17 protein-coding genes and 1 pseudogene are annotated in these 19,207 nt (G+C 70.5%); 7 read left to right on the top strand and 11 right to left on the bottom strand.

The features are described from left to right. Window positions 1-42 precede the first annotated feature (42 nt). Window positions 43-861, top strand: a complete 819-nt coding sequence (locus ACWD35_RS15610) for a hypothetical protein (RefSeq protein WP_451351999.1) — start codon at window positions 43-45, stop codon at window positions 859-861. Here the strand turns inward: ACWD35_RS15610 and ACWD35_RS15605 are convergent. The 6 genes from ACWD35_RS15605 to ACWD35_RS15580 all read right to left on the bottom strand — a co-directional run bounded on the left by ACWD35_RS15605 (window position 845) and on the right by ACWD35_RS15580 (window position 6,982). Beyond that, window positions 845-1,336 (bottom strand): DUF3291 domain-containing protein, encoded by a 492-nt coding sequence (locus ACWD35_RS15605; RefSeq protein ID WP_451351760.1) that lies wholly within the window; start codon window positions 1,334-1,336, stop codon window positions 845-847. The two genes, ACWD35_RS15610 and ACWD35_RS15605, sit on opposite strands and share 17 nt — an antisense overlap. Window positions 1,337-1,405: 69 nt before the next feature. Further along, a complete protein-coding gene (locus ACWD35_RS15600; RefSeq protein ID WP_451351998.1) occupies window positions 1,406-2,863 on the bottom strand; it encodes a peptidoglycan D,D-transpeptidase FtsI family protein in 1,458 nt (485 codons plus the stop codon). Between the two features lie 23 nt (window positions 2,864-2,886). Beyond that, a complete protein-coding gene (locus ACWD35_RS15595; protein ID WP_451351759.1) occupies window positions 2,887-4,248 on the bottom strand; it encodes an FtsW/RodA/SpoVE family cell cycle protein in 1,362 nt (453 codons plus the stop codon). A gap of 84 nt (window positions 4,249-4,332) precedes the next feature. Then, window positions 4,333-5,589 carry an ATP-binding protein gene (locus ACWD35_RS15590; protein ID WP_451351758.1) on the bottom strand — a complete coding sequence of 419 codons (1,257 nt, stop codon included), beginning with the start codon at window positions 5,587-5,589 and terminating at the stop codon, window positions 4,333-4,335. Further along, window positions 5,586-6,326: a hypothetical protein gene (locus ACWD35_RS15585; protein WP_451351757.1), complete on the bottom strand. Its 741-nt coding sequence runs from the start codon at window positions 6,324-6,326 to the stop codon at window positions 5,586-5,588. Before ACWD35_RS15585 ends, ACWD35_RS15590 begins: the two co-directional genes overlap by 4 nt. A gap of 149 nt (window positions 6,327-6,475) precedes the next feature. Beyond that, on the bottom strand, window positions 6,476-6,982 hold the full coding sequence (locus ACWD35_RS15580) for a protein-tyrosine phosphatase family protein (protein ID WP_451351756.1): 507 nt from the start codon (window positions 6,980-6,982) through the stop codon (window positions 6,476-6,478). Between the two features lie 102 nt (window positions 6,983-7,084). On the opposite strand from ACWD35_RS15580, the gene ACWD35_RS15575 reads away from it, so the two are divergent. Next, window positions 7,085-7,888, top strand: coding sequence for a nuclease-related domain-containing protein (locus ACWD35_RS15575; RefSeq protein ID WP_451351755.1), 804 nt, complete (start codon window positions 7,085-7,087; stop codon window positions 7,886-7,888). Window positions 7,889-7,922: 34 nt separating this feature from the next. On the opposite strand, the gene ligD is transcribed toward ACWD35_RS15575, so the two are convergent. Next, the gene (gene ligD / locus ACWD35_RS15570) at window positions 7,923-8,804 is read right to left on the bottom strand and encodes a non-homologous end-joining DNA ligase (protein WP_451351754.1); all 882 of its coding nucleotides are present in this window, start codon (window positions 8,802-8,804) and stop codon (window positions 7,923-7,925) included. 83 nt (window positions 8,805-8,887) lie between these two features. Here ligD and ku point away from each other — a divergent pair, with 83 nt between their 5' ends. The 3 genes from ku (at window position 8,888) to ACWD35_RS15555 (ending at window position 11,643) form a co-directional block, all read left to right on the top strand. After that, a complete protein-coding gene (gene ku / locus ACWD35_RS15565) occupies window positions 8,888-9,871 on the top strand; it encodes a non-homologous end joining protein Ku (protein ID WP_451351753.1) in 984 nt (327 codons plus the stop codon). Between the two features lie 102 nt (window positions 9,872-9,973). After that, window positions 9,974-10,432 carry a DNA-binding protein gene (locus ACWD35_RS15560; RefSeq protein WP_451351752.1) on the top strand — a complete coding sequence of 153 codons (459 nt, stop codon included), beginning with the start codon at window positions 9,974-9,976 and terminating at the stop codon, window positions 10,430-10,432. 14 nt (window positions 10,433-10,446) lie between these two features. Continuing rightward, complete coding sequence (locus tag ACWD35_RS15555) at window positions 10,447-11,643, top strand: M23 family metallopeptidase (protein WP_451351751.1); 1,197 nt, start codon at window positions 10,447-10,449, stop codon at window positions 11,641-11,643. Window positions 11,644-11,748: 105 nt separating this feature from the next. On the opposite strand, the gene ACWD35_RS15550 is transcribed toward ACWD35_RS15555, so the two are convergent. Next, window positions 11,749-13,206, bottom strand: coding sequence for an alkaline phosphatase family protein (locus ACWD35_RS15550; RefSeq protein ID WP_451351750.1), 1,458 nt, complete (start codon window positions 13,204-13,206; stop codon window positions 11,749-11,751). Between the two features lie 262 nt (window positions 13,207-13,468). Here ACWD35_RS15550 and ACWD35_RS15545 point away from each other — a divergent pair, with 262 nt between their 5' ends. Beyond that, window positions 13,469-14,305, top strand: a complete 837-nt coding sequence (locus tag ACWD35_RS15545; RefSeq protein ID WP_451351749.1) for an AfsR/SARP family transcriptional regulator — start codon at window positions 13,469-13,471, stop codon at window positions 14,303-14,305. 205 nt (window positions 14,306-14,510) lie between these two features. After that, window positions 14,511-15,356 (top strand): TRADD-N-associated membrane domain-containing protein, encoded by an 846-nt coding sequence (locus ACWD35_RS15540; RefSeq protein ID WP_451351748.1) that lies wholly within the window; start codon window positions 14,511-14,513, stop codon window positions 15,354-15,356. 123 nt (window positions 15,357-15,479) lie between these two features. On the opposite strand, the gene ACWD35_RS15535 is transcribed toward ACWD35_RS15540, so the two are convergent. The 3 genes and pseudogenes from ACWD35_RS15535 to ACWD35_RS15525 all read right to left on the bottom strand — a co-directional run. Next, complete coding sequence (locus ACWD35_RS15535) at window positions 15,480-16,187, bottom strand: hypothetical protein (protein ID WP_451351747.1); 708 nt, start codon at window positions 16,185-16,187, stop codon at window positions 15,480-15,482. A gap of 33 nt (window positions 16,188-16,220) precedes the next feature. Further along, complete coding sequence (locus ACWD35_RS15530; RefSeq protein ID WP_451351746.1) at window positions 16,221-18,464, bottom strand: serine/threonine-protein kinase; 2,244 nt, start codon at window positions 18,462-18,464, stop codon at window positions 16,221-16,223. A 357-nt stretch (window positions 18,465-18,821) separates the two neighbouring features. Continuing rightward, window positions 18,822-19,110: pseudogene (locus tag ACWD35_RS15525) on the bottom strand (UTRA domain-containing protein); the annotation flags it as partial. Window positions 19,111-19,207 lie beyond the last annotated feature (97 nt).

Here is a 19,207-nt window from a genome sequence, read left to right as displayed (position 1 = left end):
CGACGGCCGAGGTCTCGCTGCGAGTACCTTTTCGGCGTGTCCATGCCTCCGCAGCCCCCGTCCCAGCCGTATCCGAACGGCCCCCAGCAGCCGCCGTACGGGTACGGCCAGCCCCAGCCCCAGCCCCCGTACGGCGCCCCCGGCCCGTACGGCGCGCCCTATCCGCAGCAACAGCCCTACGGTGCCCCGCAGCCGTACCCCGGCTGGGGCATGCCGCCCATGGGTCCGCCCCCGAAGCGGCGCCGGATCGGGCTGGTGTTCGGGATCGTGGGTGGTGTCGTCGGCCTCGTCGTCGTCGGGCTGGTGGTGCTCGGTCTGGTGCTGGAGTCCGGTTTTCCCGCGGCGAAGAACGAACTGACCCTGCCGAAGAAGCTGCTGGACGGGAAGTACGCGCTGGCCGAGGACCTCTCCAGCACCGAGGGACAGAAGGTCGAGGACGAGGCCGACGGCGCCTGGGACGCCAAGGACGTCCACGCCGTGGTCGGCCGCTACAGCCCGGGAGGCGACGTGACCAAGGGCATGCTGCTGGTCTCGGGCATGTACGGGCGGTTCAAGACCCAGGACGAGGTCCGGCGCGGGCTGCTCAAGGGCGCCGCCGACGCCGACGGCGTGACGGTCGACCAGCCCGCCAAGGACGTCACCCCGGCCGGCGCCGACGTCAGGATCAGCTGCGAGGTGCTCACGCAGAAGGCGGACCCCGTCACCCTCGTCTACCCGGCCTGCGCCTGGTCGGACGGCAACACCGCGGCCATCGTCGGCGAGGTGGACCTCGCGCAGAAGACCCCCGCCGACGTGGACCTCGACGCCGCCGCCCGGAACACCCTCAAGGTCCGCTCGGAGATGCTCAAGCCGATCGGCTGACCTCCGCCGCCTCGGCGGCCCCGGGCGGGAACGACGTCCGCAGCGTGAAGGCGTACGGCGTCGGGCCGTGCGCCCTCAGGTGCAGCAGCCGTTCCTCCGCCTCGGCGACCGTCGGGCGGTGGCCGGCCGGTACCCACCACAGCGCGGTCACCGCCTCCTCCAGGTGCTCGAAGAACTCCCGGCGCCGGGACAGCAACTCCCGGTGCAGGCCCTGGTACATGAAGGCGGTGAGCGCGTTCGCGTCCCGCCACACCGACATGTTGACGATGATCCACTCGTCGCCGAGGACCGGGATGTCGGTCGCGTTGCCGGAGTCGCTCTGCAGGCGCCACACGAACCCGTCCGAGGCGTCCGCCACCGCGTTCACCGGGTCGAGGCCGTCGACGAAGTCCTTCAACTGGGGGGAGTCCAAGGGGTACTTGAGGCGGGCGATGTTGACCTCGGCGAGTTCGTGCGCCGGTGCGTGATCCGTCATGGCCGCACCGTAAGCCGGGCTGCCCGCCCGCCGGTACCCCGTGTCTCACAACCCGAGAACCACCCGGACTCACCGTCGGAGAACCGCCCGCATGACCTCCCGCGCGATCGGCGCCGCGTCCCCGCCGCCGCTGATCTCGCCGCGGTCCGCCGAGGCGTCCTCCAGGACCACGGCGACCGCCACCCTCGGCTGCATGTCGTCCTCGGCCTGCGCCCAGGAGACGAACCAGGCGTACGGAATACCGGCGTTGCCGACCCCGTGCTGGGCGGTGCCGGTCTTCCCGCCGACGATGGCGCCGGGGATGGCCGCGTTGGTGCCGGTGCCCTCCTGGACCACGTCGGTCATCAGCTCCTTCAGCCGTGCGGCCGTCGAGGGGTGCATCACCTGCCGTACAGGGTGCGCGCCGCTCCCGGCGACGGTCTCGCCGTTGCGCCGGGTGGTCCGCTCGACCAGGTACGGCGGGCGCAGCAGGCCGTCGTTGGCGACGGCCGCCGCCACCATCGCCATCTGCAACGGCGTGGCCCGCGTGTTGTACTGGCCGATCGAGGACAGCGCCAGCTGCGCCTTGTCCACGTGCGAGTCGAAGGTGCTCCGGGTGACCGAGAAGGGGATGCGCAGCTTGCTGTCGTTGAAGCCGAACGCCTGGGCCGTGGCCCTCATACCCTCCACCCCGACGTCCACACCCAGCTTGGCGAACACCGTGTTGCAGGACCACTCGAAGGCGTCGCGCAGCGAGGTGTCCCCGCAGCCGTCGGCCTCGTTGGTCAGCAGGGTCGTCGTGCCGGGCAGCCGGTAGGGGTCGGGGGAGTCGGTGCCGGCGTCCAGGTCCGTGACCGTGCCCGCGTCCAGCGCCGCCGCCGCGGTGACCACCTTGAAGGTCGAACCCGGCGGATAGGTCTGCCGTACCGCCCGGTTGAGCATCGGCTTCTCCGGATCGTGGTTGAGCCGCTCCCACGCCGACGCCGCCGCCTCCCCGTTGCCGGACAGCAGGGCCGGGTCGTACGACGGGCTGGACACCAGCGCCAGCACCCGGCCGGAGGCCGGCTCGATCGCGGCCACCGCACCCTTGCGCCCGGCGAGTCCCCGGTACGCCGCCTGCTGCGCGGCCCGGTTCAGGGTCGTGACGACGTTCCCGCCCGCGCTCTGCCCGCGCGTCACGTCGTTCCACAGCGGGAACGCCGACAGCATCGGGTCGGTGCCGGACAGCACCCCGTCCGTCGCGTGCTCCAGGAGCGCGGTGCCGTACAGCTGGGAGGCGAAGCCGGTGACCGGGGCGTACAACGGGCCGTCCCGGTAGCTGCGTTCGTAGCGCAGCTGCTCGCCGGTGTCCGTGGAGCCGGTGACCGGCTTGCCCCCGACCAGGATGTCGCCGCGCGGCTGCTGGTAACGGGCGATCGTGGCCCGGCGGTTGGCCGGGCTGTCGTCGTAGACACCGGACATGACGACCTGCACGCGGGCGGCGTTGACCAGCAGCGCCGCCAGCAGCAGGGCGCAGAACGCCCACGCGTGCCGGATGTAGCGGGCCATGGGCCGCCCGCCGCCGTACTCGGTCACGGGGCCGCCTCTCCGTCGTACTGACTGCGGGCCGAGTCGCTCACCCGGATCAGCAGGGCCACGATCGCCCAGTTGGTGACGACCGAGGAGCCGCCCTGGGCGAGGAACGGCATCGCCATGCCGGTCAGCGGGATCAGGCCGGTCACCCCGCCCGCGATCACGAACACCTGGAGCGCCAGGATCGAGGCGAGTCCGACCGCGAGGAGCCGGCCGAAGGGTTCGCGCAGGGCGAGGCCCGCCCGGTAGCCGCGCTCGACGAGGAGGCCGTAGAGCAGGAAGATCGCCGAGAGGCCGGCCAGACCGAGTTCCTCCCCGGCGGTGGCCAGGATGAAGTCGGACTTGGCGGCGAAGCCGATGAGGATGGAGTGGCCGAGGCCCAGACCGGTGCCGAGGATGCCGCCCGCGGCGAAGGCGAACAGCGACTGGGAGAGCTGGTTGGGGCCCTGACCGGCCTCGATGGTGGCGAAGGGGTGCAGCCAGTCCTCGATCCGGCCGTTCACATGCGGTTCGATGCGGCCGACGGCGAAGGCCCCGAGCACGGCGAGCAGCAGGCCCACCGCGATCCAGCCGGTGCGGCCGGTGGCGACGTACAACAGCACCACGAACAGTCCGAAGAAGAGCAACGAGGTGCCGAGATCCCGCTCCAGGATCAGCACGCCGACGCTCAGCAGCCAGATCGTCACGATCGGGCCGAGCACCCGCCCGGTCGGGAACTGCAGCCGCCACACCCGGCGGCCCGTGTACGCGAGCGCGTTGCGGTTGGCGGCCAGGTAGGCGGCGAAGAACACCGCGAGCAGCACCTTCGCGAACTCGCCCGGCTGGATGGAGAATCCGGCGATCCGGATCCAGATGCGGGCGCCGTTGACCGCGGGGAAGAGGATCGGCAGCAGAAGCAGCACGAGAGCGGCCACGACGCACACGTAGGCGTAGCGCTGAAGGATCCGGTGGTCGTGCAGCAGCAGGACGACGACGATGAACAGGCCCACCCCCAGCGTGGACCACACGAGTTGGGCGGGGGCCGCCCGGTCGCCCGGTGTCTCCAGGTCGAGCCGGTAGATCAGGACCAGTCCGAGTCCGTTGAGCAGCACGCCGATCGGCAGGGGCAGCGGGTCGGCGTACGGCGCCCGCAGCCGGACCGCGAGATGCGCGAGCAGGGCGAGCACGCTGAGCCCTGCGCCGTAACCGGCGGCGCCGGGCGGCACGGTGCCGGTGCGGGCCAGGCCGACGGCGCAGTAGCCGCACACGGACAGCAGCACGGCCAGCACGATCAGGGCGAGTTCGATGCCACGGCGCCGGGGGAGGCGTACGGCGGGTGCGGGAGCCTGTGCCGCCGCCACGGTGGTTCCGGCCTTCGTCATGCCCGGAACCTACCTAAATAGTGCGTGTTGTTTGCGTTGTCCGGTGTCAACACCAGCGTGGCGCGGGGCCGCAGCCCCGAGTTCTCACCGGTCCTCAGCCGAGGCCGGGGGCAACGCAAGCGTGGCCACCGCGCCCCCGTCCACCGCGTTGGCGAACGAAAGCCGCGCCCCCAGCACCTCCGCCTGCCCCGACGCAATGGTCAGTCCGAGCCCGTGCCCCTTGGCCCCGCCCTCCGTACGGAACCGCTGCGGGCCGTGGGCGACGAGGTACCCGGGATAGCCGTCCCCGTGATCCCGTACGGTCACCACGGGCCCGTCCACGGTGAGCACGACCGGCGCCCGCCCGTGCTTGTGCGCGTTGGCCACCAGATTGCCCAGCACCCGCTCCAGCCGCCGCCGGTCGGTCTCCACCCGGGCGTCCCGCACGATCCGCACCTCGGTCTGCGTGCCGGAGGCCCGCACCACCCGCCCGGCCAGCGTCCCCAGCTCCTCGCTGCCCAGCTCCAGCCGTTCCCGGCCGGTGTCCAGCCGCGAGATCTCCAGCAGGTCCTCGGTGAGCGTGCGCAGCGCCGCCACCCGGTCCCGCACCAGCTCCGTCGGCCGGCCCGGCGGCAGCAGCTCGGCCGCCGCGTGCAGCCCGGTCAGCGGGGTGCGCAGCTCGTGCGCCACGTCCGCGGTGAACCGCTGCTCGCTCTGCAGCTTGCTCTGCAGCGAGGAGGCCATGGTGTCCAGCGCCGCCGCCACCGCGGCCACCTCGTCCTGCGGGCGCGTCGGATCCTTGGTGCGCGGATCGTTCACCCGGGCGTCCAGATCGCCGGCGCTGATCCGCCGGGCCACCAGCGCGGTGCCGTGCAGCCGCCGGGTCACCCGGGTCACCGCGAACGCGCCGACCAGCACCGTCGCCCCGATCGCCAGCGCCGACGACCACAGGATCGACCGGTCCAGGCCGACGATGGTGTGCGACTGCTGCGAGTAGTCGACCTCCACGGCCAGCGCCCGGCGCCCGCTCACCGGGCCCGCCGCCCACATGGTGGGCCGCCCCGCGTGCAGGGCGACCATCGTGCCGCGCTTCCCGGCCGTCGCCAGCGCCCGCAGCGACGCCGGCAGCCCCTCGGGGTCCACCCCGGCCCCCGGCAGCAGGGCGTCCCCGGCCTCGTAGGCGTGGGTGGCGTCCGCCAGCCGGGACAGCGCCAGGTCGCGGGCCTGCCCGACGGTCTGGTCGGTCACCGACACATGCACCAGCACACCGAGCAGCGCGGCCAGCGCACAGCACATGACCGTGATGAACACCGCCGCCTTCACGGCGAGGGCCCCGGCCCACCGGGGCAGCGCGACCCTCATCGCCCGCTCGCCGAGGGGGCGGCGGACGGCGACGGCGACCGGACGGGGTGGTGGCTGGGCCGCCCCCGCCCCGTGCGCAGGAACTCGTCCCGGGAGAACACCATCGCGCGCTGCTCCGGATCCCAGGCCCAGGTGGTGCGGTACTCGTAGCCGGTGATCCCGGCCGGCGAGCGCTCGATCACCGACCGCCCGGCCAGCTCGACACCGATGATCGCGTCGTTGTCGGCGAGCACCTGCACCAGCCGGTGGTTCTCGACGGTGTACACGCGGACCGCCGTCTGGTTGGTCGGGTACAGCCGGAAGCCGAGCGTCATGTCGTCCCGGCCGTCCCCGGTCAGGTCCCGGTAGTACGCCCTGAGCAGCGGGCACCGGGCCCGGTCCCCGCCCGGCGCGCACTCCTTCAGCCGGTCCGCGGTCGCGTGGTACGCCCCCTTCGGCCCGTAGTCGTCCGGGTGCGCCTTGATCTCCGCCGCGACGACGTCCGCGGGATCGACCTTCCGGATGTCGTCACCGGGGACCGTCACCCCTTTGACGGTCTCCCGGCTCGCCTCGTTGTACTGGTAGGCCGGGCTCGACGCCGGCCTGAGGTCGGGCCAGAGCTTGGCGGGGCTGACCGCGGCCGAGGTCGGCCCGGCGCTCCGCAGACCGCCCGAGTCCCCGCAGGCCGCCGCCGTCACCGCCAGGAGGGCGACGGCGACCACGGTGCGGGCGATGCGCGTGGGGCGACGGGCTGGCAAGGTGCTCCTGGTGGCGGTCGGGGTCGGGGTCGGGGCCGGGATCAGGGTCGGGCGGGACCCCGTACACCTTATTCGCAGATTCGTAGGGAAGTCCTTTTTGCGCATATGGGGCGGGCGGCCTGCGCGACTACTCGGTAGCTACCGGCCGGCTACTCGGCCAGCTCCTCCAGCAGCCGGGCGGTGGCCAGCCCGGCGTGCAGGTAGTCCACGAACAGCTCGTTGTGCAGCGCCCACGGCGAGCGCCGCCCCCGGATCAGCTCGATCGCCTCCTCGGCCGACCGCCCCCGCTGCACCAGGGCATGGGCGACGACCAGCCCGGAGCGGTTGTAACCGTGATAGCAGCGCACCAGCACCGAGCGGCCGGTGTCCAGCGCCTCGTTGGCCGCCTGCGCCAGCCGCATCACGCCCGCCAGCTGGGTGCCGTCCAGCGGCCCGTCCGGAATCGGCCACACATGGTGCTCGACCCCCGGATCGGGCCCGTACCCCGGCAGCCGCAGCAGGGACTGCACGACATCGAAGTCATTCCGTACGACGGCGAACTCCGGCCGTCCCGAACGGCCCCGGAACTCGTACCCGCCCATCCACAGGCCGGGCATGATCTCGTTCCACGGGCTGTCCGGAGCCGGTACGCCGGGCTGCTCTCCGCGCGTCTGCAACGGCGCCTCCCCAACTCCCCCTCGCGGGGCCGATCTCCAAGGTAACCGTGTTCTTGCCCCGGGAGCACCCCGCCTGTTCCCATGGTCGAGGGGTGATGCCGCATGAGCGGACTGCGCGTGGTGCCGACCAACCGCCACGGCCGCGAGAGGCTGTATGTCTGCCGCAGCGACGGCAGCAACGTCGCCTGGTACGACCGGGAGGCCGGCAGGGTCAACCTGCTCGGCGAGGACAGCAGGGACGCCGTACTCGAAGCCCTGAAGCCCTTCCTGACCGGCCCGGTCACCGTGGGCCCGCCACCTGTCCCGACCCCGGCGGAGCTGGCCCGGCTGACCCTCCACCCGGACGACGACCTGGCCCCCAACCGCCCCGGCGAGGCCCTGCTCGTCGCCCTCGACCGGGATCCCGGCCCCGCGCACCGCCTCCGCCCGGACCCGCGCCGGCGCGCCCTGAGCGCCGAGCAGGCCGTCGGCGAGGCCCTGGAACGCCTGGAGGGCGCCGGCTGGCACACCCTGCACTCGGTCCCGCTCCCCGGCGGCGACCGCGTCCACCACCTGTTGATCGGCCCCGGCGGCCTCTTCGCCGTCCACGCCCTGTACGCCCACAGGAGCCGGGTCCTGGTGGCCGACCCGATGGTCACGGTGGGCCGCCACGAGGCCCAGCCGCTGCTCCGCCGGGTACGCGCCGAAGCCGACCGCGCCTCCTACGCCCTCACCGCCGAGGTCCGCCCCGTCCTGGCCCTGACAGCCCCGGCGGACATCACGATCACAGCCCCGCCGAGGGGCGTGCGGATCATGCAGGACCATGAGTTCGAGACGTTCGCCCGCCTGGGGGGTGTCCTGAAGCCGGCGGACGCGGAGGCGCTGCATGCGATGGCTCGGGACCGGAACACGTGGGGGAGGGTGTAGAGGGGGGACTCTCAGCCCGTCCGGGCGTGCCGGCTCACGGCAGCGGAGCGACCCGCTCCGGATCCAGCAGCCCAGCCAGCAGATCCCCGTGGTCCTGAACCCGGGGCGCGATGTCCTCGGCCACAAACTCCAGCTGCCCGGCGTCCCGGCACTCCGCCACCTCCTCCCAGGTCACCGGCGCCGACACCAGCGGAACCCGACGCGCCCGCAGCGTGTAAGGCGCGGCAGTCGTCTTGCGGCCGGCGTTCTGACTCCAGTCGACGAACACCTTCCCCGGCCGCAGGCTCCGCGTCATCCGATGCACCACCAGCCGCGGCAACGCCCGCTCGGCCTCCACCGCGAGCCCCTTCGCGTACTCACTGGCCCGCTCGGACGACCCCCCGCGCACCGCCGCCAGCAGATGCAGCCCCTTCGACCCGGCGGTCTTCACGTACGCCTCGATCCCGTCCGCCGCGAGCCGCTCGCGCAGCCACAGGGCGGCCTCGCAGCACTGGACGATCGTCGCCGGCGCCCCCGGATCGAGGTCGAACACCAGCCGGTCGGCCTCGTCGGGCGTCTGCACCAGCCACTGGTGCGTATGGAACTCGGTGACCAGATTCGCCGCCCAGACCAGACTCGGCAGATCCTGTACGACCACCATCCGGGCCGGCCCCTCCGACCGCGGCACCTCGGCGGTCGTGACCCACTCGGGCGTACCCGGCGGCACGTTCTTCGTGAAGAACACCTGTCCCTCGGGCCCGTCCGGATAGCGCAGGAAGGACACCGCCCGGTCACGCAGATGCGGCAGCAGTACGCCGGCGGTGGTCGCGTAGTAGTGCAGCAGCTCCCCCTTGGTGAAGCCGGTCTCCGGGTACAGCACCTTGTCCAGGTTGCTGAGCGCGACCCGTCGCCCCTCCACCTCAGTGATAGGCGTCATAACATGACAATCCCAGACATCAGGCACTCGTACATGGACCTGGGGACCGCATATTTCGCTTTCGCCACGGAAGGGCACGGCACGTGCGATCCATATGGAACGGCGCCATCTCCTTCGGCCTCGTCAGCATCCCGATCAAGCTGGTGAACGCCACCGAGAGCCACGCCATCGCCTTCCGCCAGATCCACACCGAGGACGGCGGTCGTATCCGCTACCGCAAGGTGTGCGAACTGGAGGACCGCGAGGTCAGCCAGGCGGAGATCGGCAAGGGGTACGAGGACGCGGACGGCGCGATCATCCCGATCACCGACGAGGACCTCTCCCACCTCCCGATCCCGACCGCCCGCACGATCGAGATCGTCGCCTTCGTACCGGCCGACCGGATCGACCCGCTCCAGATGGACGCGGCGTACTACCTGGCGGCCGGCGGCGCCCCGGCGGCCAAGCCGTACGTCCTGCTCCGCGAGGCCCTGAAGCGCAGCAACAAGGTCGCCATCGCCAAGTACGCCCTGCGCGGCCGGGAACGCCTGGGCATGCTGCGCGTGGTCGGCGACGCGATCGCCATGCACGGCCTGCTGTGGCCGGACGAGGTCCGCGCGCCCGAGGGCATGGCCCCCGACGTGGAGGTCACCGTCCGCGACAAGGAACTCGACCTCGCGGACGCCCTCATGGACACCCTCGGCGAGGTCGACCTGGCGGATCTGCACGACGAGTACCGGGACGCGCTGGAGGAGGTCATCGCGGCCAAGGCGGCGGGCGAGGCCCCACCGGAGGTGCCGGCTCCGGCGGCCGGGGGCAAGGTGCTGGACCTGATGGCGGCGCTGGAGAGCAGCGTGCGCGCGGCCCGGGAGTCCCGGGGCGAGGCCGAGGTGCGACCCCTGCCGCGAAGCCGGACCACGCCGAAGGAGACGGGCGGCAAGAAGTCCACCGCGAAGAAGGCGGGGGCGGCTGCGGGGAAGAGGACGGCGGCACAGCCCGCGAAGAAGGCGACGGCGAAGTCCGCCTCGACGGCGAAGAAGACGACGGCGTCCGCAAAGAAGACGACGCCGCGCAAGAGGACGGCGTGAGGGCGTGACACGGACGCCGCAGGCGATGAGCACGGCTCGTATGAACACCCTGTTTTAAATAACTAGTTGACGCCACATCATGCACTTCCGCACCCTCGTCCCATGTCCCCGACACCTGAGCAGCACACCGACCCCTTCACACCTCCACAGCCGGAGCAGGCGCGAGCGCACCGCGTCTACGCGTCCCTGTTCCGCATCGCCGAACGGCACGCGGCCACCGACAAGCAACGCCACCGCCAGAGCCACCCCTCGGTCCTGGGCCCGCACGAGGCCGTAAGGCTGGTGTCATTCCTGCTCAGCGGCTCAGCGCAGCCGGAAGACGGCGAACCGGAGGTGGACCAGGCCGACATCACCGCCGCACTGACCCTGGTCCCCCTGGTCCGCGCGGAACTGGACGAACTGGAAACCAGCCTCCTCCAGATGGCCAAGGGCCGAGGCATGACCTGGCAGCAAATAGCCTTCGGCCTGGGCCTGGGCACCCCCCAAGCCGCAAGACAGCGCTACGAACGCCTGGCGAGCCGCGCCGCAACGGACACAGAAGACACGGAAGACACGGAATAGAAGGCGGAGCGCAAGTGCACGAAGATCCGAAACCCGAGCCGCAGCTCCCGCCCCAACTGCCGGAAGCCCGAGCCCTGTCGAGATTCCTCACCGCGGACCCGGCCGACTGGCCCAGCCTCGCCCCACGCGTGACGAAGGAGGTAGGCACGGAAACTCTGGAGCGGATAGTCCGAGCCACCACGGCTCGCACAGGCCGGCTGGTCACCGTGACGGACAGCCCCGACGGCCTGCTCGTGTCCGGCAGCAGGGGCCAAGTACGCGCCTGGGCCCAGGCGACCCCCGACGGCGAACTGACGGCACTGCGCATCGAGGGCACCCACTACACACCCCCGAGGCGACGCCGACGCCTGCCCGCACCCCTCACCTGGGCGACGTGTCTGACCCTGGTCGCCGTCTGGAACGTCCTGACCGTATGGACGGCTGACAACCGCACCGCCTGGCTGGGCGACATGGCCGCCCTCGCCGCCTTCTACGTGGTCGTCGAGGGGTGGGGCGCACCGGCACAACAGCCCCGCCGGCTGCGCCGTACGGTGGAAGCCGGCGCCGTCGCAGCCGTAGCCTCCGCCTGCCGACTACCTGTTCTGCCAACGGGCCACGTCACCCTCGGCCTCGCCGCCGGAGTCGCACTCCTGACCGGAGCCGTGTGGCTGGTCGCCGCCGCACGGCGGCACCGCTGGAAGGCACCGTTGTCCCAGCCGCTCCTGTTCCCGCTGGAGGGCACCTGGTACGTCGGACAAGGCGGTGGTCGCGTCCTCAACCACCACGCTCGGATACCGGAACAGCGCGGCGCCCTGGACCTGGTCGCACTGGGCTCACACGGCACCCGCGCCCGCCCCGGCCACGACCTGACCGCATACGCCGCCTACGGACGCCCCGTCCGCTCTCCCTGCGACGGCAAGGTGATCTCCGCCGCCAACACCGTCCAAGACCAGAAGCCGGGCGAAATCCGTTACCAACCGCTCTACGGCAACCACGTGTTCATCGACACCGGCCGGGAGATCATCAAACTGGCCCACCTACGCCCCGGTTCGGTGACAGTGACCAGGGGCGACATCGTCCGCACAGGCCAACTCCTGGGCGAGATAGGCAACACCGGCAACACGACCGAGCCCCACCTGCACATCCACGCCGAACGCGAGGGCATCGGCCTGGACCTGGCCTTCACCGGCATAGCGGGCCGCCTGCACCGCGGACGAACCATCCGCGCCTGAGACGCGCTCCGTGGTGCTCCGGACAGGGCATGGCGTCGACGGCGTACCGGTGGGCGGCCCGGCCGCTGCGGCACGCTCCCGGCCGCAGCGGCCGGGCCGGTGCCTTCACTCGGTGTGGGCGCGTATGAACGCGTCGTACGCCTCGGGTGTCGGCTCAGCGGGGAGCGGCCGGTACAGATCGTGCGGGCCAGGGACGAGCTGGCGGGCGACGAGGTCGGCGTGGATCTGCTGGAGGTGGGAGATCTCGCCGACGTTCGGGTTGACCGCCGCCACCGCGGGCGCGGTCACGTTCGCGAGGACGTCGTCGGTGCGGGGCGTGCTGAGGGTGAGCACGTCTCCGAGGCCCGTGGCGGCGGCGTCCCGCTGGGTGAGCGCGGGCAGCGACCAGCGCTCTTCGAGGGTCTTGAGGACGCTGGTGTGATCCAGCGGAGTCGCGTTGCCGGCAGCGCGGAACACGATGCCCTCGTCGATGAGCGGGGACACCAGCACGGTCGGCACCCGGACGCCGAATCGGCCGAAGTCGAAGCCGAGCTCGCCCGCGGTGCCGTCCCCGGGCGGCGTGGCCGTGGTCGGGGGCGGGACGTGGTCGTAGCACCCGCCGTGTTCGTCATAGGTGATGACCAGGAGCGTCTTGCCCCAGGCCGGGCTGTCGTGCAGGGTGCGGTAGACCTGCTGGACGAGCCGTTCGCCGGCGGCCATGTCGTCGACCGGGTGCTCGCTGTTGCCGGTGCCCTCCCAGCTGGGTTCGAGGAAGGTGAAGACGGGCAGGGCCCCATTCCCGGCAGCAGCCTGGAAGTCGGGGAACACGCCGAAGTGGTCGGCGGTAGCGCTGTGGATGTCGGGGAAGTTTCCCCTGGTCAGAGGGTCATTGACATAGCCGTACACCTTCCAGTCGAGACCTTGTCGGCTGAGCAGGCCGAAGATGCTCGGGCAGGTGAAGGTGTGGGTGTGGTCGTCCATGTGCCCCTGGCTGGTGGCGGCGCAGGCGAACGAGCGGTTCGGCATCGTCTCGGTCGGCGCCGGGCTGAACCAGTGGTCGCAGACGGCGTAGCCGCGGGCCAGGGCGGACAGGACGGGCAGACTCTCGCGGGTGTGACAGCGCATGATGTCCCCGTCGGTGGTGCCCGGGATGATCGTCGGCCGGTGGCCGGGCGGGTTGTGCTGCACCTGCTGGGCTCGCAGGACCAGTGTGTCGGCGAAGTTCGTGACGAAGCCGGTCATGGTCGCCGTCGGTGGTGACGGCGCGGTGAGCGAGCCGAAGAGCTGTGCGTTGGTCGGCCGGTAGCCCTCGCCCGGGTTCGCGCCCGGCGTGAAGTAGGCATGCGGATCCGTCGGTTGGATGCGGCTGACCTTGACGGGCTGTCCCTGCTTGTCGGGGTTGGACTCCGTGCCGGTCAGCCCTTCGTACGACTGACCGGAGGGCGAGACGTTGTTCTGGTCGGTGTAGAGGAAGCCGAGCAGATGGTCGAACGAGCGGTTCTCCAGCATGAGCACCACGAGGTGCTCCATGGCCGAGAGCTGGTTTCCGGCGGGCATCACGACCGCCCACGGCGCGGCAGCCACGTCACTTGGATTTTGACGTTCGGCATGTCTCCTCCAGCCCTGTGAGACGTGAACGGGCGAAGCCCACTCCGTCAACTATGGGCGGCGGGCGTGACGGTGGCGTGACGGCGACGCGAGGGCAGCTGGTCACACGCGAGGGCAGCTGGTCACATGGGCACAGCGGGATGAGCGCAGCTGCCCGCGGCATATTTCGACAGGCCGTGCTCGGCGCCGCATGATGGAGACGTACGGACATGTGCCGCCGAGGGGTTCGGTTGCGGCGATGGCGATACAGAAGAGGGCTGGTCGTAGCGCAGCCAGGGCGGCAGCCCCGGCGGAGGACACCCGGCGTTCTGCGGTGACATGGCCGGACGTCACGTGCGGTCTGGCCGGCGTGGAGGCCGAGGCTGCGCATCTCGTCGTGCTGGGCGGCTTCGCCCTGATGGTCGACAACCAGCCGGTGCCGCTCCCGTCGGGCTCGGAACGGCTGCTGGCGTTCGTCGCGCTGTGCTGCAGAGCGGCCGTCCCCAGGAGCCTCGTAGCCGGAACTCTGTGGCCGGACGCCCCCGAATGCCGCGCCCACGCCAGCCTCAGATCCGCCCTGTCCCGCCTTCATCGCGTAGGCAGGTGTGCACTCGACGTAGGCCTGGGCGAGGTCCGCCTGGCCCGTGACGTGAGCGTCGACCTCCACCAGGCCAGGCAACTGGCCCACCGGATACTCCAGGGCCCGGCGGAGGAGGCCTGGCACGTGCCGGCCGACGCGATCGAGGAGCTCTCGCTGGACCTGCTGCCCGGCTGGTACGACGACTGGGCCGTCTTGCGGGCGGAGGACTGGCGCCAGCTGCGCATACACGCCCTGGAGGGGCTCGCGGAAGCCTTCACGGCGGCCGGCAGATATGCCGACGCGGTCGCCGCGGCCCACGCCGCGATCCGCGCCGACGCCCTGCGAGAGAGCAGCCAGTCGTGCCTGATCCGAGCGCATCTGGCCGAGGGAAACCCCTCAGAGGCGCTGCGCGACTTCGAACGCTACGCACGACGACTCCGCGCCGAGCTGGGCCTGTACCCGACCATGCAGCTACGCAGCCTGGTGCCCGGCCCGAGCGCTGTCACATTGCGGTGACGGCCTGTCCGGAAACTGGCCTCATAGAGCCCGTGGAGACGAAGGAAGCCAGGATGCCATGTTGCAAAAAGGGAGAATGCAAACGAGGCCGCACACGCGAATGACCTGGTCCGCGGCGACTCGGCAAGCCTTGCAGATGCAGCAGCCCCCTCCCGTTGGGCGGAGGCCCCTTCTGTGGCGAGACAGCAGAGAATTCAAGGACTGGATGGAGATCAAGCGAGGCTTCTCCAAGGTGCTTGTTTATTCTGCGGCACCGATGATCTGGATCGCTGTGCTGATGACTCCGTTCACGCTTCAAGTCAGGGAAGCGACTTGGCTTCGCGCGACCCTCCTGTCTATTCAAGTCGCGATATTTCTTGGGGCGCTGATCATTCTCTTGATCGGAACGTTCGGATACATGGCGGCCAGGCGGGCGTTTGATGAGCGAGTCAGACAGACCAGCTCTGTTGCGACGGAAGAGGCTGTCGAGCGGTTGCGGACGAGCCACAAAATAAGGCTTGCCGACCTGTTCGTGATCAACAGACGCCAGTTGGACGAATATCAGACGGTGAGTATTGCCGAGCAGCATTCGGCTTTCCGGAACGCTCAGATCGCGTCTGCCGTCGGGTTCGGCTTCTTGGTGATCGGTGTCGGGCTGTCTTTCGGTGCACATAAAGACGCCACTGCCTATACGAGTGCCGGACTGGCGGGGCTCGGCGCCCTGCTCAGCGGGTTCGTGTCGGGAGTATTCTTCAAACAGTATTCGGCGACAACCAGGCAACTTCAGCGCTACTACACCGAACCTTTCAGGATGGGCCAGATCCTGACTGCCGAACGAATCGCCTGCCTGGACGATCACGAGGGCATTGAGGAAGGAGTCGCATCCCAACTCCGCCGAAGCATAGTAGAAATACTGATAGAGCAATTGCCTGCACCGTTTGCTGTATCCGGAGGCAGGAGCAGACAGATCAGGAGGTCCAGAGCCCAGAAGGGAGTGGGCGGGAGGAGCGCGCCCCAGGGTCCCCCTGCTGCAGAGGCGACAAGCCCTCCCGGCGTCTCCCAGGAGAGGTGAGCGCCGCAGCCCGCGCGCGTGTCCGAGGTCTGTCGCGAACAGCGAGAGACAACGAGAGACAACGAGAGAGGGCGGGAGCCAGTGAGACTGACTCCCGTCCTCTTCTGTCGGCATCCGCCCTGGTCAGCGCCTCATCTCTGCTGATCCTCGGCGAGTGCCCCCGGCGGGGCGCTCGGGGCATGCGGGCGGGCGGAGCCGCTGGTCGGCGGAGGGCAGTTGGTGATCGAGACGGTTGTTCGGCTGCCCTGGTAGGTCGGCGGCGATTGACCGCAGGTTCGGGTCCCGGCAGGAGCCACAAGCCATGGCTGTTCGTGCGGACGGCGCTGACCTGCGAATGCGGGGCGATCGCGGGTGGTGTGAGGTCGCTCTGGAGCTCAGTTGCAGCGGGACGAGTTCCTTCTTCGTGGGTTCGACCGGCTCCTTGGGCGCGGTGGGACTGGCCTGGGCCGCTACTGCCAGCAGGTCGTCATCTACGCGCAGGAAGTCCGCGAGTGCGCGCTGCGAGGCGGTCAGTTCGCCGAGCCCGGCCGGGACGGGCGGCTCGGGGCAGGTCTGGTACTCCTCTTCATCGTCGTCTTCGACTTCCCAGGCTGTGAGCGCGGAGAGCCAGGCGAGGTAGAGAGGGCGCAGGTCGCCATGGGTGAGTTCGTCGCGTACGCCGATGAGGGCGGCCAGGGAGTCGTCGGCGCCCTCGACCCAGTCGCCGCCCTCGTCCTCGCTGGTGACGTCGAGCAGGAGGTGCGTGCGGGTGGTCCAGGTGTCGACACGGTGGTCGAGGCAGTACGGCTTCACCGTGGGCAAGGTCAGGGTTTCCTGGGGCAGGCGCAGCATCAGCCGGTGGGTGCCCCAGTTCGTGACGTACGGTCAGCCCGACTTCGGCGGCTTCTGCGTGTCGAAGGCGAAGAGAGTGTTCTTGGCCGCAGCCACGATCACCGCACGCCCCGCAACGGTCACGCGCGGGCTTGCGCCCTGCTCGCCCGTGAAACCATCGGCCTGCGGGTCTGTAGTCCACAGGGGCTTGCCATCGTACGGCGACAGCGCGACCACCCGGCCGGTGGCCGAGCTGAAATACAGCGCGTCGGCTCCCGCAACGGGACCCGACGCACCCTCCACGCTAGTCTGCCGCGACCACTTCTTCCGGCCGGTCGCGGGGTCGAGCGCTGTGACGAGACCGGTCTGCCCGCTCACGTAGACGGTGCCGTCCGCCACGCCGGGCGTCCCCGCGTATGTCTTGGCCAGTCGGGAGTACGTAACCTTCCGCGAGGCGGGGTCGACCCGCGCCACCCCGTCGTAGCCGGCCAGCGCCGTTCCCTCCATGTGTCCCTGAAGGAGTACGAGCCTGCCGTTGGTGACACCCACCGGCACGGCGGGGCCGTTGACCGCGATGGGCCTGCCCAGTGTCCCCGAGGCGCGGTCGACCGTGTACAGGGTGGGGTGGCGCACCGCTGAGGCATTCACCTCCCCATCCGTCGCGCACATCGCGATGAGCTGTGGGCCCACCGGGACGGGAGCGCACTGCGTACCAGCGGGGAACGACGTCGTCCAGGTGACCTCACCGCTGTGCGCGTCCCGGGACTCGAAGCGGGAGTTGGCAGCGTCGACCGTCACGACGGCGGAGCCGACCACAACAGCGTCCTGAGTCCGACCCGTGACGGCCGTCGACTGAGCGCCGGACGGCACGGACCACAACTCCCGTCCGTTGTTGGCGTCGATGGCCACCACCTCGCTGGGAGGGTCCTGCGGGGCGTCCTGGGCGGCGAAGCGGTAACCGAGCACCGTGTCGTCGGTGACGCCCACCAGGTGCATGCCCTGGACGGGGACGCCTGGGCTCTTCACCGTCCACACCCGCGAGCCGTCCAGGGCCCTGATACGCGTCGCGACAACACCGCCGCCCCCGCAGAACAGCGCGTCGCCGCGCGCGACGCAACGCAGCTCGTCGGGGATGTTCTCGCGACCGCCCTGCACGGTCTTGCGCCACGGCTTGAAACCGTCCGGAAGTGCGGCACCCGGCGCCGCAATGCTGTTGCCCTTGTCGCCGCTGCTGTTCCCCCCAAAGCCGCCCGCCTTCAGGGCGGCGACTCCCCCGCCGATCGCTGCCACCGCGACCGCGGCCGCGATCACAGGACGCCATCGGCGACGCAGACGGCGGCCGATGGGGTTGCCAGTGCTCCCTGTATCGGGACCGGCCGGGGCGGTGGTCGGGGCAGTCGGCGCCGGGGTGGCCCGCATCGCGAAGTGATGCTGGGTGATCACGTCACGGGTGCAGCTCGCACCGACCCCGTTCGTGCCGGTCCCACCGAGGTCGGCCGGCAGGTCCCGCAGCAGCACGAGGAGTTCGTCCGCAGAGGGGCGCCGCTCGGGCTCCTTGTCCAGGCACGACTCGACGACCGCGCGCAAAGCCACCGGCATGGCACCCAGCGACGGCTCCTTGTGCACCACCTGATAAGCCGTCATGTATGGGCTGTCCGCGTCGAAGGGCCCGCGGCCTGTCGCTGAGTACACCAGCAGCGTCCCCAGCGAGAAAACGTCGGACCGGGGCCCCACACCACGCGGCGCCTGCAACTGCTCCGGCGACATGAAGGGCGGCGTACCGATGACCCGCCCTGTCATGGTCAGCGTCTGTTGGTCCACGGCGCGCGAAATGCCGAAGTCGATGACGCGTGGGCCCTCGGGCGAGAGCACGACGTTCGAGGGCTTCAGGTCACGGTGGACGACCCCCACCCGGTGGATGTCGCGCAGCGCCTCCGCCAGTCCGATGGCGAGCCTCCTCAGCTCCGCTCCGTTCAGCGGGCCCTTCGTGGCGATGTGCTGGGCGAGCGTGTTCCCCTCGATATAGGTCGTCGCCATCCATGGCTGCTCGGCCTCAGGGTCAGCGTCGACCACGGCGGCGGTGAACGCGCCGCTCACCCGCCTCGCCGCCGCCACCTCCTGCCGGAAGCGGATGCGGAACTCGTCGTCCCCCGCGAACTGCTGGTGAATCAGTTTGATCGCGACAGGTCGCCCCGAACTCGTACGGGCCAGAAAGACCGTGCCCATGCCACCCGAGCCGAGCCGCGCCTCAAGTGGATAACCGCCGATCTCGGCTGGATCACCCCCGCGCAGCGACACTCTTCCCGACCTCCCGTCCCCCGTGCACCTCTGCCGCCACGGGCCTGCGTACCTGTCCTGCACACAAACTAGCCGCAGGTCAGTACGGCAGAGCAAAGCGGGTGACGAACAGGGAGCCCAGGGCTGCTCCCGTCTTGCCGTACGCCGTGTGCGAGTACGTCACCCGGACAATGCCCCGATCGAACGCGGCGCGGCGCTGAACGCCGTGAGTCGCGGTTGGCTCTCGGGGAGGTGGGGCTCCTCTACCGGAAGTGGCAGGGGAAGGCCACGGGCAGGCGGCACAGATGGGCGCTGCCGAGCGCGATGCGCGGATGGCGGTTGCTGTGGCGCGGGCACGGGGTCATTTCCAGCGACCGGTTACCCCTGCTTGACCGGTACTTCGTACACGATCTTGCACAGCGCCGCAGGTACGACGATGTCGGCGGTCTCTACCGCCCGCCCGTCATCACCGAAGAAGATCCGATGGATACGGGTACACGATGCCCCACGCTGGACGCCGAGGAGGTTCGCCTCCTCGGCGTTCGTCTGTCCCGGTTCAGTCTCTTCCGCGGCGTGGGTGACCGTGACGCACCACGTCGGCGCCCGCAAGGGGACCACCGTCAGGCAGGACGACAAGCGTCCCCGAGGTGATCGCGTATGGCTCCCAACCTCTCGGCGACGGCCCAAAATGGGCTCACTGACGGCGTATCAAATCTGACCCACTTGGTGATCTTCATCTGATCCTGGCCTTGGTGATCAAGGTC

This window comes from Streptomyces sp. NPDC002671 (assembly GCF_053592475.1).
This window is presented reverse-complemented; position numbering and strand designations above follow the sequence as displayed.